Annotated in this window: 11 protein-coding genes; 9 read left to right on the top strand and 2 right to left on the bottom strand. The window is 74.3% G+C overall.

What is annotated here, in order from left to right; translation table 11 throughout:
* Positions 1-24: 24 nt before the first annotated feature.
* Complete coding sequence (locus ACGF15_RS26410) at positions 25-1,005, top strand: pirin family protein (RefSeq protein WP_345611681.1); 981 nt, start codon at positions 25-27, stop codon at positions 1,003-1,005.
* 419 nt (positions 1,006-1,424) lie between these two features.
* Positions 1,425-2,618: an IS701 family transposase gene (locus ACGF15_RS26405; protein ID WP_392802498.1), complete on the top strand. Its 1,194-nt coding sequence runs from the start codon at positions 1,425-1,427 to the stop codon at positions 2,616-2,618.
* Here the strand turns inward: ACGF15_RS26405 and ACGF15_RS26400 are convergent.
* Positions 2,575-4,503 carry a helix-turn-helix domain-containing protein gene (locus ACGF15_RS26400; RefSeq protein WP_345611685.1) on the bottom strand — a complete coding sequence of 643 codons (1,929 nt, stop codon included), beginning with the start codon at positions 4,501-4,503 and terminating at the stop codon, positions 2,575-2,577. The genes ACGF15_RS26405 and ACGF15_RS26400 overlap by 44 nt on opposite strands.
* Before the next feature lie 275 nt (positions 4,504-4,778).
* On the opposite strand from ACGF15_RS26400, the gene ACGF15_RS26395 reads away from it, so the two are divergent.
* Together ACGF15_RS26395 and pabB are read left to right on the top strand one after the other, a co-directional pair.
* Positions 4,779-5,549, top strand: a complete 771-nt coding sequence (locus ACGF15_RS26395) for a class I SAM-dependent methyltransferase (protein ID WP_345611688.1) — start codon at positions 4,779-4,781, stop codon at positions 5,547-5,549.
* A gap of 28 nt (positions 5,550-5,577) precedes the next feature.
* On the top strand, positions 5,578-7,806 hold the full coding sequence (pabB, locus tag ACGF15_RS26390) for an aminodeoxychorismate synthase component I (RefSeq protein WP_392802493.1): 2,229 nt from the start codon (positions 5,578-5,580) through the stop codon (positions 7,804-7,806).
* On the opposite strand, the gene ACGF15_RS26385 is transcribed toward pabB, so the two are convergent.
* The gene (locus tag ACGF15_RS26385; protein WP_345611693.1) at positions 7,733-8,749 is read right to left on the bottom strand and encodes a transaldolase family protein; all 1,017 of its coding nucleotides are present in this window, start codon (positions 8,747-8,749) and stop codon (positions 7,733-7,735) included. The genes pabB and ACGF15_RS26385 overlap by 74 nt on opposite strands.
* Positions 8,750-9,082: 333 nt before the next feature.
* Between ACGF15_RS26385 and ACGF15_RS26380 the strand changes: the two genes are divergently transcribed.
* From ACGF15_RS26380 to ACGF15_RS26360, 5 genes are all read left to right on the top strand, one after another.
* The gene (locus ACGF15_RS26380; RefSeq protein ID WP_345611695.1) at positions 9,083-10,249 is read left to right on the top strand and encodes a 3-deoxy-7-phosphoheptulonate synthase; all 1,167 of its coding nucleotides are present in this window, start codon (positions 9,083-9,085) and stop codon (positions 10,247-10,249) included.
* A gap of 22 nt (positions 10,250-10,271) precedes the next feature.
* The gene (locus ACGF15_RS26375; protein WP_345611698.1) at positions 10,272-11,042 is read left to right on the top strand and encodes a 2,3-dihydro-2,3-dihydroxybenzoate dehydrogenase; all 771 of its coding nucleotides are present in this window, start codon (positions 10,272-10,274) and stop codon (positions 11,040-11,042) included.
* Between the two features lie 201 nt (positions 11,043-11,243).
* Complete coding sequence (locus ACGF15_RS26370; protein ID WP_345611701.1) at positions 11,244-11,906, top strand: isochorismatase family protein; 663 nt, start codon at positions 11,244-11,246, stop codon at positions 11,904-11,906.
* A complete protein-coding gene (locus ACGF15_RS26365) occupies positions 11,903-13,780 on the top strand; it encodes an anthranilate synthase family protein (protein ID WP_345611703.1) in 1,878 nt (625 codons plus the stop codon). The genes ACGF15_RS26370 and ACGF15_RS26365 overlap by 4 nt, the downstream gene beginning before the upstream one ends.
* Positions 13,777-14,166 carry a hypothetical protein gene (locus tag ACGF15_RS26360; protein ID WP_345611706.1) on the top strand — a complete coding sequence of 130 codons (390 nt, stop codon included), beginning with the start codon at positions 13,777-13,779 and terminating at the stop codon, positions 14,164-14,166. Before ACGF15_RS26365 ends, ACGF15_RS26360 begins: the two co-directional genes overlap by 4 nt.
* The last annotated feature ends 8 nt before the right edge of the window (positions 14,167-14,174 follow it).

Here is a 14,174-nt window from a genome sequence, read left to right as displayed (position 1 = left end):
CTGGTCGCACAAGGAGGTCCCGCCATGCCCGCCGTGACGGTCGAGAACACCCTGACCCTGCCCCGCGTCGGCGCCCCCGCCGAGGCCGCCCCCCGCCCGGTGCACGCCGTGACCACGGCACCCGCCGGCTTCGAGGGGGAGGGCTTCCCGGTACGCCGCGCCTTCGCCGGGATCGACTACCGCCACCTCGACCCGTTCATCATGATGGACCAGATGGGCGAGGTGGAGTACCGTCCCGGCGAGCCGAAGGGGACCCCCTGGCACCCCCACCGCGGCTTCGAGACGGTCACGTACATCATCGACGGGATCTTCGACCACCAGGACTCCCAGGGCGGTGGCGGCACGATCACCGACGGCGACACCCAGTGGATGACGGCGGGCTCCGGCCTGCTGCACATCGAGGCGCCCCCCGAGCACCTGGTCGTCTCGGGCGGCCTCTTCCACGGCCTCCAGCTGTGGGTGAACCTCCCGGCCGCGGACAAGATGATGGCGCCCCGCTACCAGGACATCCGCGGCGGCAGCGTCCGCCTGCTCACCTCCCCCGACGGCGGAGCGCTGCTGCGCGTGATCGCGGGCGGGCTGGACGGCCACCAGGGCCCCGGCATCACCCACACCCCGATCACCATGGTCCACGCGACCCTGGCCCCGGGCGCGGAGGTCACGCTGCCGTGGCGCGAGGACTTCAACGCCCTCGCCTACGTCCTCGGCGGCCGCGGCAGCGTCGGCGCCGAGCGCCGACCGATCCGGCTGGGCCAGACGGCCGTCTTCGGCCACGGCGGCTCACTGACCGTCCGCGCGGACGAGAAGCAGGACTCCCCCACCCCCGACCTCGACGTCGTCCTCCTCGGCGGACGGCCCATCCGCGAACCCATGGCCCACTACGGCCCGTTCGTGATGAACACCCGCGCCGAGCTGCAGCAGGCCTTCGACGACTTCCGCAGCGGACTGCTGGGCACCGTCCCCGCGGTCCACGGGATGCGGCCCTCCGGCCCGACCGGAGGCTGAGCCCGCCACCCCCGGCACGCCCCCCACCCGCCACCGGCGGGTGCGGGGACGTACGCCCCCGCACCCGCACGGCCCCGCCACGGGTGCCCCTTTCGCGGAACCTTCACCCGGAAAGATCCACTTCGCGGTGGTGGCCGGAGCACCACCACGACGCGCCCGGGGTGTGACCCGGCCACCACCACGGCCCGGAAGGGCGGGGCCCCGGACCCCCTTCCGGTGCCCCCGGGGCCCCGGAGGGCCCCCCGAAGCGTCCACGGGCCCCACCGCCTCCCCCTCCCGCCTCCCGGGCCCCGGGGCCCTGATGGTCCACGGCGCACCGACGGCCGGATCTGTGTGACCGCCGCACCTGGGCCGCGCACCCCGCAAAGCCGCACGGTGAGGTGGCTGAGATCGGCCCCAGGGGGAGAGGGAGAGAACCGATGAGCGTGACAGGACTCGGGCTGGCGTCGGGACAGGGCCGGCGGTTCGTGCCCGAAGGGCTGGTGGGGGAGCTCAGTGCGGAGCTGTTCGCCTCACTGCCGCGCAGCGACCAGCGGCGCAAGGGGGAGATGTATCTGAGGGGGCTGCTGACCGCCGAGGGGCGCAAGTCGATCCGCAACATCGCGGCCTGCGTCGGCGACCGCGCCGCCGAGCAGAGCCTGCACCACTTCATCGCCTCCTCCACCTGGGACTGGGGACCCGTGCGCGCGGCTCTCGCCCGCGCGGTGGAACGGGCCCTGCGGCCCGGCGCCTGGGTGGTGCGGCCGGTGGTGATCTCCAAGGCCGGGACGGAGTCCGTGGGGGTGGCACGGAGGTTCATCTCCGACCTCGGGCAGACGGTCAACAGCCAGGTCGCCTACGGCGCCTGGGCGGTCGGCGAGGAGCACAGCTGCCCGGTCAACTGGCGGCTCGCGCTCGGGGAGGAGGCGCGCGGCGGGCAGGGTCCCCGCGCCTCCTACGCCTCCGAGGCCCGGCTGACCACCCCGCTGGAGCGCGCCGCCTCGGCGGTGCTCGAACTGCGCGACTGGACCGGCGGGGTGGACCGCCCGGTGGTGCTGGACCTGCCGGAGCTGGACCCGGTCGCGGTGGCCCGCCGGTTCGCCGGGACCCGCACCGGGTTCGTGGTGCCGGTCCGCGGCGCGACCCGGGTCCGCTGCGTGGACCCGGCGGTGCCCGGCGGCGGCGCCACCGAACTGGCGGCCCACCAGCTGCTGCTGCAGATCCGCACGCTGCGCCGCCCGGTCACCTGGACGGACCCGGACACCCTCCGGTCCCGCACCAGCCTGGTGGCACAGGTCCGGGTGACCCTCCCGCAGTCCGCGCGGACGATGCTGCTGCTCGGCGAGTGGACGGACCCGCGGGGCTGGCCGGAGCGCTGCTGGGTCAGCGACCTGGGGAACGTCTCCCCCGGCGCGCTGCTGCGGCTGGCCAAGCTCTCCAAGGTCGTCGACCGCGACTTCGAGGGCATCTCCCGGCAGGTCGGGCTCACCGACTTCGGCGGGCGGTCCTTCGAGGGGTGGCACCGGCACACCACCCTGGCGTCCGCCGCCCACACGGTGCGGATGCTCACCCTGGCCGAGGCCGAGGCGCTCAGCCGGCGGCCTGGCCGCTCCGCGGTCGGCGCCCTCGGCTGAGCACCTGGCGGGTGCGGTTCAGCTGGAGGGCGAGCTGGACCTGGAGCAGCCGCGCGGGCTTCTGCCAGTCCTCGCCCAGCAGTTCGGTGATCCGCTCCAGGCGCCGGGAGACGGTGTTGGGGTGGACGTGCAGGCTCTCCGCGGCCCGTGACGGGCTGCTGGAGGAGTCGAAGTACGCCTCCAGGGTGGGGACCAGCTCGGTGTACTGCTGGTCGTCGTAGTCCAGGACGGGCCCGATGGTGCCGTCGACGAAGCCGGCGACGTCGGGCTCGTCGGCCAGCAGCAGTCCGAGGAAGCCGAGCTGCCCGGGGGTCGCCGTGCCGCCGGGACCGCCCAGGGCGGTGAGCGCGTCCAGGCAGCGCCGCGCCTCCGCGTGGGTGCGGGCGATCGCCGTCGGGTCGGCGGTGGGACCGGCCGCCCCGGCGGTCACCGGGACGCCCAGCACCTCGCCCAGTTCGCCCGCGACCCTGCGGGCGCACCCCTCGGGGTCGGTGCCCGGCAGCAGCAGGACGACCACGTCGCCGTCGACGGCCTTCAGGCCGTGGTGGCGGTGGGCGTAGGAGGAGGTCCAGGTCACCGCACGGCCGCGGACGCCCTGCTCGGGCCGGGCCGCCACCAGCACATGGGGCTCGTCCAGGTCCACCGACAGGCGCCGGCCGTGCTCCACCAGCGCCTGCGCCGACTGCGAGGAGCCGCGGAGCAGGTCCCGGAGGAACTCCTCCCGCAACTGGCCCTCGGTGGCGGCCACCCCGTGCCGGAGCAGCAGGACCACCGCCGTCACCTGGGCGGTCAGTTCCAGCAGCTGCACCTGGTAGTCGGTGACGGTGTCCTCGGCCGCGAGGACGACCGCGCCGAGCATCTCCTCGCCCGCCGAGACGGAGGCCGCCCAGGTCCGGTCGTCGAGGCGGAGCGGCCGGCGCTCGGTGTGCGCGTCCAGCAGCAGCCGCCGCAGTTCGGCCTCGTCCGCCCCGGGTGCCGCCTTCGGCGGGTGGGCGGCCAGGGTGCGTCCGGCGGTGTCGCGGATCACCAGGGCGCCGCCGAGCTCCTCCGAGGAGCTGGCGGCGAGGACGCCCAGCCCGCCGCCGCCCAGTACGAGATCGAGCAGACGGCCGTGCACCTGGCGCAGGTGCACGGCCGCGGCGGAGGAGTCCAGGGCCCGGGTGGTGCCCTGTTCCAGCTCCACCACCTCGTGCCGTGTCTGTTCGAGGAGCCTCGCCTTCTCGATGGCCACGGCGGCCAGGTCGGCGAGCGAGCTCATCAGCGACACCTCGTCGGGCGAGAAGTGCCGCACATGGCGGTCCGCCACGTACAGGACCCCGAGGATGGAGCCGTCGTACTGCAGCGGGACGGCCATCACGGCGTGCAGTCCCTCCGCCCGGACGACCTCGTCGATCACCTCGCTGTGCACGAAGGTCTCGTCGGGCAGGTAGTCGGAGGTCCAGAACGGCGCGGTGCTGTCCGAGGCCCTGCGCCCCACTCCGCCGTCCAGCGGCACCGTGAAGCCGATGGTGAGCGCGGAGGCGTGGCCGTCGGCCGCGCGGACCCGGGAGCAGGCCGCCGGGAGGTCGTCGAAGGTCACCCAGGACATGTCGAGCCCGAGCAGCAGCCGCGCCCGCCGGGTGATGACCTTCAGCAGGGCGTCCAGGTCGTAGGGAAGGGTGAGGTCCCGTGCCGTGTCGACCAGGGCGGCGAGGCCGGCCTCCCGCTGCTGGCGCCGGGCGAACAGGGCCCGGATGCTCAGGCTGAGGTCGGTGGCGCGGACGAGCCGGGCGAGTTCGGCGCCGCCGGCGCCCGCCTCGCGGGCTCTGCGGACCAGATCCTCGAACGCGGCGGCCGGTGCCTCCTTCTCCAGCAGCTCCAGTATCTCGAAGGCCTCGTCAGCCACGGCTCCCCCTGCCCCCCTCGTGCCTTCACGCACCACGGACCACCCCCGGACCGAGTCTCGCGGGCCTGAAAGTAATCGGTGGGTCACGTGATGGTCAACCGTCCCGGCGACGCACGTGAGCTGGTCAGAGACGCGGAGTGTGACCGGGTCACCACAGGTGATCGCTCACTCTGTCACCGGGACACCTTCTGAGGACGCAGCTCCACCGGCAACCTGATCAGCGTCCGCCCCGGTGAGGGGACCACCGTCATCACCGACTCGGTTGTGAGGGAACCATGACGCAGCTTCAGGACATCGGCGCGCCACAGCTCGGCCGCCCCGAGGAAACGGCACTCCAGAGCTACGAGAGATCGCTGCTCCGCAGCCATCTGTCGCTGACCCGCCAGGACCGGCCGGACCGCTTCGCCCTCGCCGGGCTCGACTGGGACCTGCACCCCGAGGTGTTCGCCCCCGTGTACTCGCCGTCCACGGCCGTGGCCCTCGCCCTGCTCGACCTCAGCCGGGAGCCGCTGCGGCCGCGTTCGGACTCCTTCCTGGAGATCGGCACCGGCTCGGGCGTGATCGCCGTGATGGCCGCGCTGGCCGGGTCCCCGCGGGTGGTCGCCACCGACGTCAACCCCCGGGCGGTGGAGAACGCGGCCGTCAACGCCGAGCGGCACGCCGTCAACGACCGCCTGCGCACGGTGCACAGCGACCTGTTCTCGGAGCTCGGCGAGTCCGAGCGCTTCGACACCGTCTTCTGGAGCTCCAACTACGTGCTGGGCCCGGACACCTACGAGTACAAGTCCGTGCACGAGCGGGCCTACGTCGACACCGGCTACCGCACCCACCGCAGGTTCGTGGAGCAGGCGCCTCGCTGGGTCACGCCGGGGGGATCGGCGCTGCTGCACTTCAGCGACCGCGGCGACCTTCCCGCACTGCACCGGATCGCCGACGACTGCGGCCGGGAGCTGCGGACGCTGCGCAGCGTGCGGGTCCGCGAGGGCGAGTACGGCGAGGACATGGTGGAGCACATGCTCATCGAGATCGTGCCGGCCGCGGTCTGAGACACGGCCGGTCCAGGGGGGATTGAACGTGCGAACACTGCTGGTAGACAACTACGACTCCTTCACCTACAACCTGTTCCACCACCTCACCGAGGTGAACGGCCGGGAGCCCGAGGTCGTCCGCAACGACGACCCGTCCTGGCGGCCGGGGCACCTGGCGGCCTTCGACTCCGTCGTGATCTCACCCGGCCCCGGTCACCCGGGCCGCGCCGAGGACTTCGGCATCTGCGCCGACATCGTCAGGGAGGCGTCCCGGCCCGTCCTGGGGATCTGCCTCGGGCACCAGGGCATCGGCCTGCTCCACGGCGCGACGGTCAGGCGCGCGCCGGAGCCGCGGCACGGCAGGCTCTCCCCCGTGCTGCACGAGGGCACCGGCCTGTTCGAAGGACTTCCCTCGCCGTTCGAGGTGGTCCGCTACCACTCGCTGGCCGTCACCGACCTCCCGCCGGAGCTCCAGGCGACGGCATGGACGCCGGACGGCGTCCTGATGGGGCTGCGGCACCGCACCCGGCCCCAGTGGGGGGTGCAGTTCCACCCCGAGTCGATCTCCAGCCAGTACGGCCTGGCGCTGCTGCGCAACTTCGCCCGGATGAGCCGGGACGCCCCGGGGGCCCCGGCCCCCGCACCGTCCCGCGCCCCGGCCCCCGCGCCCGCTTCCGCTCCCGGGTCGGGGGCCGCACGCCCCGCCGCCCCGGCCGCCGGGCCCGCCGCCACCCGCACCGGCACCACCCGGGCCGCCGCCCGCGGCGCCGCCGGTGCGCCCGCCGCCGCGGGGACCGCCGCCCCGCGGAGCCCGGCGGCCGCGCCCGCCCTGCGCGTGCTCAGCCGGGTCCTGCCCGCGGGAACCGACGCCGAGACCGCCTTCGACCTCCTCTTCCGCGGCAACGACCACGCCTACTGGCTGGACAGCAGCCTCCCGGACCGCGCCCGCGGCCGCTTCTCCGTCATGGGCGACGCCACCGGACCGCTGGCCCGGATCGCCACGGCCGACGTGTGGAGCGGTACGGTCACCGTCACCCCGAGCCGGGGCACCGCCGGGATCGTCGCGGGCCCCATGCTCACCTGGATCGACCGCGACCTGCGCGCACTGCGCGACCGGCTCCCCGAACTGCCGGACCTGCCCTTCGACTTCGCGCTCGGCTGGGTGGGGTACCTCGGCTACGAGCTCAAGGCCGAGTGCGGGGGCGACCTGGTGCACCGCTCCGAGGAGCCCGACGCCACCCTGGTCTTCGCGGACCGCGCCCTGGTCTTCGACCACGCCGAAAACACCGTCCACCTGCTCGCCCTGGTGGAAGGGCAGGCGGAGGACGAGGCCCGCGGCTGGATGGACTCGGTGGAGCTGCGGCTCGCGGCGACCGGGGGCCGGGTCCTGCCCGCGCCCCGGCCGCCCGCCCCGGCGGGGGAGATCCGGCTGCGCCACGACCGGGACGCCTACCTGGGACTCATCGGCACCTGCCTGGAGGAGATCGCGGCCGGGGAGACCTACGAGGTCTGCCTCACCAACATGGCCGAGACGGAGGGCACCGTGGACCCCTGGTCCGCCTACCGGGTGCTGCGCCGGGTCAGCCCCGCCCCCTTCGCCGCACTGCTCCAGTTCGGGGACGTGTCCGTGCTCAGCACCTCGCCGGAGCGGTTCCTGAAGGTCGGCGCCGACGGCCGGGTGGAGTCCTCGCCCATCAAGGGCACCCGCCCCCGCGGCGCCACCCCCGCCGAGGACGCGGCCCTCGTCGCGGACCTGCTCTCCGACGAGAAGGACCGGGCCGAGAACCTGATGATCGTCGACCTGGTCCGCAACGACCTGGGCCGCTGCGCGGTGCCCGGGTCGGTCCGCGCGGACGAGCTGTTCCAGGTCGAGAGCTACGCCACCGTCCACCAGCTGGTCAGCACGGTACGGGCCCGGCTGCGACCGGAGGCGACCGCGCTGGACTGCGTGCGCGCCGCCTTCCCCGGCGGCTCGATGACCGGCGCGCCCAAGGTGCGCACCATGCGGCTGATCGACCGGCTGGAGGCCGGACCGCGCGGCGTCTACTCCGGTGCCGTCGGCTACTTCTCGCTCTCCGGCGCCGCCGATCTGAGCATCGTCATCCGGACCGCGGTCGTCACCGCCGACCGGGTGCGCTACGGGGTCGGCGGCGCGGTGGTGGCCCTGTCCGACGCCGAGGCGGAGTACGAGGAGACGGCCGTCAAGTCCGCTCCGCTCCTGGCCCTGTCGAACGCGCGCTTCCCCCGCAGGCGGCCGGAGCCGATCCGGAGCTGAGCTCCCAGTCGTTCTGGAGGCGGCGCAGCTCCGCCGCCTCCAGAGCGGCGACGGCCTCACCGAGGCGGGCGCCCAGCCGCTCCAGCCTCCGCAGCATCGCGGCCCCCTCGCGGTCGGCGTTCAGCAGGGTGTCCCCGTGCAGCTCCTCGCCGCGGGCGGCGTCCTCCAGGACCCCGGCCGGCAGGGCGTGCGCGGTGTGCCAGCCCACCAGGCGGCTGACGCTGCGGCGCCCCCCGCCCGCCCACAGCAGGCGCGGCGGAATGGCTCCCCCGGCGCGGAGCACCCGCCACCAGTCCTCGGCGAGCCGCTGCTCCCTCAGCCGGTAGAGGCGACGGGCCATGGCCTGCCCGGCCGTGCCCCGCGCCTCCCGGGAGCCCAGGCGCTCCAGGCGGGCGTCCACCTCCTGCTCGAAGGCGCCCACCGGGAAGGTGGTGACGGCGGAGATGCACGCCAGACGGCGGCCGGAGACCAGCGCGCGCTCCATCCCGTCCACATAGGCGTCCAGCACCTCGGCGTACTTCTCGGTGGAGAACACCAGTGTGGCGTCCACGCCGATGCCCTCGGCCAGGCAGTCGGCCAGTACCTGGACCCCGGCGCCGGTCATCGGGATCCGCACCACCAGGTTGGGGCGGGCGACGCCGCGGTGCAGGGTCCGCGCCGCGTCGAGCAGCGGGCCGGGCTCCTCGGCGTACCGGGGGTCGACCGGGGCCGACACCTGGCCGACCGCGCCCCCGCTCGTGGTGAACACCGGGGCGAGCGCGTCGCAGGCCGCCCGGACCAGGTCCCCGGAGCCGCCCGGCGGCAGCACCACGCCCTGGAACGGGAAATCCGGGGCCTTCAGCACAGCGGCATCGAGCTGCTCGGAGCGGGATGCCGCCAACCAGGGCGAGACGCCCTCGGCCACCAACTGCCGCAGCAGGACTTCAGCTTCTCGACTCACCACCTTCCCGAGCCTAGAGTGCGCTTTCTGTGAGCGGCAAGGCGGGCGCGATTGCATGTCAAGTCCTTGTCGGCGCAGTCGGGGCGGTGTGTCGGAGGACGTTCCCGGCGGCCTCCCGGGGCGGACCGGCCTGCCGGACCCTAAGGCGCACCGGCGTCCTCCGCGGAATTCCGCGCGGTTCTCTGTCAGCTCAATTCCCTTTACCACAAGGCGACCTGATCAAATATTCGGCACCTGACGTACTGGCCGAACTCTGATGGTTGCTCCCTCCTCTGTTTCCGCACACTCCTCGATGCATCTGATGTCACGGCGGATTCAGACACTGGGAGGTGCCAGATGTACGGTGCTGCACTCTGGAAGACATTGCCGGCAGGTCAGCAACCCGATTGGCCGGACAGGGAGGCGCTGAGGGACGCCAGGGCACGACTCGCGGACGCACCGCCCCTGGTGCGGGCGGAGGACGTGGCCCGGCTGCGGTCGCTGCTGGCGGACGCGGCCCGCGGCGAGATCCAGGTGGTGCAGAGCGGGGACTGCTCCGAGGACCCCGCCGAGTGCTCGGCCGGGTACGTGGCCCGCAAGGCGGCGCTGCTGGACGTGCTCGCGGGCGTGATGAAGGCGCGCTCGCTCAAGCCCGTGCTGCGCGTCGGCCGGCTCGCGGGGCAGTTCGGCAAGCCCCGGTCGAGCCCCTTCGAGACCGTCGACGGTGTCGAACTGCCCTCCTACCGGGGCCACATGGTCAACAGCCCGGAGCCGGACCCGCTGCTGCGGCGCCCGGACCCCCGGCGGCTGGTGGCCGGCTACGAGGCGGCCGCCGCGGCGATGGGCCTGCTCGGCTGGACCGGCGGGCGGCCCTCCGGCGCCGAGGCACCGGTGTGGACCAGCCACGAGGCGCTGCTCCTCGACTACGAGGAGCCCATGGTGCGCACGCAGGACGACGGTTCGCTGCTGCTCACCTCGACGCACTGGCCCTGGATCGGCGAGCGCACCCGGGAGCCGGACGGCGCGCATGTGGCGCTGCTGGCCTCGGTGGCCAACCCCGTGTCCTGCAAGGTCGGTCCGACGACGACGCCCGGCGACCTCGTCTCGCTGTGCGAGCGGCTCGACCCCCTGCGGGAGCCCGGGCGGCTCACCCTGATCTCCCGGATGGGCCGGGGCAGGGCCGCCGAGCGGCTGCCGGAGCTGGTGCGCGCGGTGAAGACGGCGGGCCATCCGGTGCTGTGGCTGTGCGACCCCATGCACGGCAACACCGTGAGCCTCGCGGGCGGGGTCAAGACCCGCTTCCTGGACTCGGTCATCGGCGAGGTGGAGGAGTTCCACCAGGCCGTGTCCGGGCACGGCGGCACCGCCGCCGGACTGCATCTGGAGACCACCCCCGACCCGGTCCGCGAGTGCGTGGACGACGAGTTCCACGTGGACGAACTCGGGGACAAGTACACGTCGTTCTGCGACCCGCGCCTCAACCCGGAGCAGGCCGTCGAGGCCGCCTCCGCCTGGCGTGGCTGAAGGAGAGGGGTCCCCTGTGACCATGGATGACAGGATCGCGCTGGTCACCGGCGCGGCGGGCGGCATCGGCGAGTCCGTCGTGCGCTCCCTCACCGCCCGGGGCGTCCGCGTCGTCGCCGTCGACCGGGACGCCGAGCGTCTGGCGAGGGTGGCCAAGGAGGCCGCCGGGGACGGCGGCCGGGTCGAGGCGTTCCCGGGCGACGTGACGTCCAGCTCCGACGTGGAGGCGCTCGTCGACGAGGTCGAGCGCACGGTCGGGCCGCTGGACTACCTCGTCAACGCGGCCGGGGTGCTCCGCCTCGGGGAGGCCCGCACGCTGACCGACGAGGAGTGGAGCACCACCTTCGCGGTGAACACCACGGGCGTCTTCTTCATGTCCCGGGCCGTCGTCAACCGCATGGTGGGCCGGCGCCGGGGGGCCGTCGTGACGGTCGCGTCCAACGCGGCGGGCACCGCGCGTACGGAGATGTCCGCGTACGCGGCCTCCAAGGCCGCGGCGACGATGTTCACCAAGTGCCTGGGGCTGGAGGTGGCCAAGTACGGCATCCGCGCCAACCTGGTCGCACCGGGGTCCACCGACACACCGATGCTGACCTCGATGTGGCAGGACGACAGCAGCGCGCGCGCCTCGATCGAGGGTGTGCCGGAGGCCTACCGGGTGGGCATCCCGCTCGGGAAGCTGGCCCGCCCGGAGGACGTGGCCGAGGCGGTCGTCTTCCTCCTCTCGGACAAGGCGGCGCACATCACCATGCACGACCTCACCGTCGACGGCGGTGCGGCCCTCGGTGTCTGAACCACCGCGACCGGCCGGGCGCCCGCCCGGCCGGGCCCTCCGTCCGGCCGCGGGACCGGCCCCGCCCGGGGACCCGCCCCGCCCCAGAACCGTCCGCCCCGAGAAGCGCGACCCCCGCGAGGCGGGCCCCCGGCACGGGGCCGCCCGCCCGGCGGGGCCACCCGTGAACCGGGACCACCCGTGAACCCGAGAGAGGAACGCATGGCAGGAATCCCCGAGATCAGCCCGTATCCGATGCCGTCGGCCGCCGACCTGCCCGCCGCCGTCGTGGACTGGGCGGTCGACCCCGACCGCGCGGTGCTGCTCGTACACGATCTCCAGAAGTTCTTCCTGTCCCCCTTCCCCGCCGGGGAGCAGCCCGTCACGGACCTGGTGCGCAACGCCGGGGAGCTGCGGGACCGCTGCGCGGCACTGGGCATGCCGGTCGCCTACACCGCCCAGCCCGGCGGGATGACCCCCGAGCAGCGCGGTCTGCTGGCCGACTTCTGGGGGCCGGGCATGACGCCGAGCCCCGAGCACCGCGAGGTGGTGGAGCGGGTCGCCCCGGCCCCCGGCGACTGGATGCTCACCAAGTGGCGCTACAGCGCCTTCTTCCGCACCGACCTGCTGGAGCGGATGCGCCGCGCCGGCCGGGACCAGCTGGTGGTCTGCGGGGTGTACGCGCACGTGGGCGTCCTGGCCACCGCGGTCGAGGCGTTCACCCACGACATCCGGACCTTCCTGGTGGCCGACGCCGTCGCGGACTTCGGCTGGGCCGAGCACCGCGGCGCCCTGGAGTACGCCGCCGGCCGCTGCGCCGCGGTGACCACGACCAAGGAACTCCTGGCGGCACTGCCCTCCGGCGGCGAGGGGGAGAGCGCATGACCGGCGATCCGCTGGCCCGTGTGCTGGCCGGGCACCCCGCCCCCTTCGCCCTGATCCACCGCCCGGAGGCGGGCGGGGCGGACCGGGTGGACCTGCTGCTGGGCGACTTCGCGCCCTACGAGACCCTGGCCGACCTCCCGGCGGGCGGGCCGGGGGGCGGCGAGGGGCAGGAGCTGCTCGTGCTGGTGCCCTACCGGCAGCTGGCCGAGCGCGGCTTCGAGGCGCCGGACGACGGGACGCCGCTGCTGGCCATGTCCGTGGCCGAACAGGTGTCGCTGCCGCTGTCGACGGTGCTGGGCCGCATCCCGGACGCGCCCGTGCACCTCGCCGAGGGCGGGGCCTTCGACATCGACGACGAGGCCTACGCGGAGACGGTCCGCCGGGTGATCGCCGACGAGATCGGCACGGGGGAGGGCGCCAACTTCGTGATGCGGCGCTCCTTCGTGGCGGACATCGGCGACTACTCCGTCGGCGCCGCCCTGCGGTTCTTCCGGCGGCTGCTGGAACGGGAGTCGGGGGCGTACTGGACCTTCGTCGTCCACACCGGGGAGCGCACCCTGGTCGGCGCCTCGCCCGAGCGGCACGTCAGCGTCCACGGGGGCCGGGCCGTGATGAACCCCATCAGCGGCACCTACCGCTTCCCCGCCTCGGGGCCGGACCTGCCGGGGGTCATGGACTTCCTGGCGGACCGCAAGGAGGCCGACGAGCTGTACATGGTCGTCGACGAGGAGCTGAAGATGATGGCCCGCTTCTGCGACGGGGGCGGCCGTGTCGTGGGGCCGTACCTGAAGGAGATGGCCCGCCTCGCGCACACCGAGTACTTCATCGAGGGCCGCACCACCCGCGACCCCCGTCAGGTGCTGCGCGAGACGCTGTTCGCCCCGACCGTCACCGGGTCGCCGCTCCAGAGCGCGAGCCGCGTCATCAACCGCTACGAGCCGCAGGGCCGCGGCTACTACAGCGGGGTACTCGCGCTGATCGGCCGGGACGCGGACGGCGGGAGCACCCTCGACTCGGCCATCCTCATCCGCACCGCGGACATCGACGCCCGCGGCCGGATGCGCATCGGCGTCGGGGCCACCCTGGTACGGCACTCCGACCCGCTCGCGGAGGTGGGCGAGACCCGGGCGAAGGCGGCCGGGCTGCTGTCCGTGCTCGGGGAGCCGGTCAGGCCCCGGTTCGGCGACCACCCCGCCGTACGGGAGGCCCTGGCCCGGCGCAACGACACCATCGCGGGGTTCTGGCTCGACGACGAGCGGGACCGCACCCGCCCGGTGGCCCGGCTGGCGGGCCGCAAGATCCTGGTGGTCGACGCGGAGGACACCTTCACCGCGATGATCGGGCACCAGCTGCGGGCGATGGGCGCCGAGGTCACGGTGGTGCGGTTCGACGAGCCCTACTCCTTCGCCCCGTACGACCTGGTCGTCATGGGGCCGGGGCCGGGGGACCCGAGGGACGCGGCCCATCCCAAGATCGCCCATCTGCGCGGCGCGGTGGACCTGCTCCTCGCCGAGGAGCGGTCCTTCCTGGCGGTGTGCCTGAGCCACCAGACGCTCGGCCTCCGCCTCGGGCTGGAACTGCGCCGCCGCGAGCAGCCCAACCAGGGGGTGCAGCGGCAGATCGACCTGTTCGGGCGGTCCGAGCGGGTGGGCTTCTACAACACCTTCGCGGCGCACAGCGAGGCCGACAGCGTCGAGGTGCCCGGGGTCGGGCGGGTCGAGGTCTGCCGCGACCCGGCGACCGGCGAGGTCCACGCGCTGCGCGGACCCCGCTTCCGCTCGATGCAGTTCCACGCGGAGTCGGTGCTGACCGAGGACGGCGTCCGGATCGTCGGCGAGGCCCTGGCCGGGCTCGTCGAGGAGCAGCTCGTATGAGCGCCGGACGCGCTCCGGGGCCCGGCGGAGGCGAGGGGAGCGGCATGAAGGCGACGGTCGCCTGGTGGGACCTGTCCGGGTCGGGGCAGAACACCGCCTCGATGCGCCGGTACCTGGCCGAGGAGGCGGTCGACCGCTTCGCCCGGGTGGAGGGGCTGGTGGCCAAGGTGTGGATCGCCGACCCCGCCACCGAGCGCTGGGGGGCGGTGCTGCTGTGGGAGTCGGCCGCGGCGGCGGCCCGTCCGCTGCCGCCCCGGGCGGCGGAGCTCATCGGCCGGCCTCCGGTGCAGCACACGCTGTTCGACGTGGAGGCCGTGGTGGCCGGGCCCGGGGGGCTGCCCGGTCCGCTGCCCGCGGGGCTGGTCCACGGCGCGCCCGGTCTCTGAGGGGTGTG

The organism is Streptomyces sp. NPDC048001 (assembly GCF_043203115.1).
Lineage (GTDB): Bacteria > Actinomycetota > Actinomycetes > Streptomycetales > Streptomycetaceae > Streptomyces > Streptomyces sanyensis.
This window is presented reverse-complemented; position numbering and strand designations above follow the sequence as displayed.

Excerpts from the sequence above, each read along its gene's own strand:
- ACGF15_RS26410 (WP_345611681.1), top strand. The coding sequence starts at position 25 with ATGCCCGCCGTGACGGTCGAGAACACCCTGACCCTGCCCCGCGTCGGC.
- ACGF15_RS26405 (WP_392802498.1), top strand. The coding sequence starts at position 1,425 with ATGAGCGTGACAGGACTCGGGCTGGCGTCGGGACAGGGCCGGCGGTTC.
- ACGF15_RS26395 (WP_345611688.1), top strand. The coding sequence starts at position 4,779 with ATGACGCAGCTTCAGGACATCGGCGCGCCACAGCTCGGCCGCCCCGAG.
- ACGF15_RS26380 (WP_345611695.1), top strand. The coding sequence starts at position 9,083 with ATGTACGGTGCTGCACTCTGGAAGACATTGCCGGCAGGTCAGCAACCC.
- ACGF15_RS26375 (WP_345611698.1), top strand. The coding sequence starts at position 10,272 with ATGGATGACAGGATCGCGCTGGTCACCGGCGCGGCGGGCGGCATCGGC.
- ACGF15_RS26370 (WP_345611701.1), top strand. The coding sequence starts at position 11,244 with ATGGCAGGAATCCCCGAGATCAGCCCGTATCCGATGCCGTCGGCCGCC.
- ACGF15_RS26365 (WP_345611703.1), top strand. The coding sequence starts at position 11,903 with ATGACCGGCGATCCGCTGGCCCGTGTGCTGGCCGGGCACCCCGCCCCC.
- ACGF15_RS26360 (WP_345611706.1), top strand. The coding sequence starts at position 13,777 with ATGAGCGCCGGACGCGCTCCGGGGCCCGGCGGAGGCGAGGGGAGCGGC.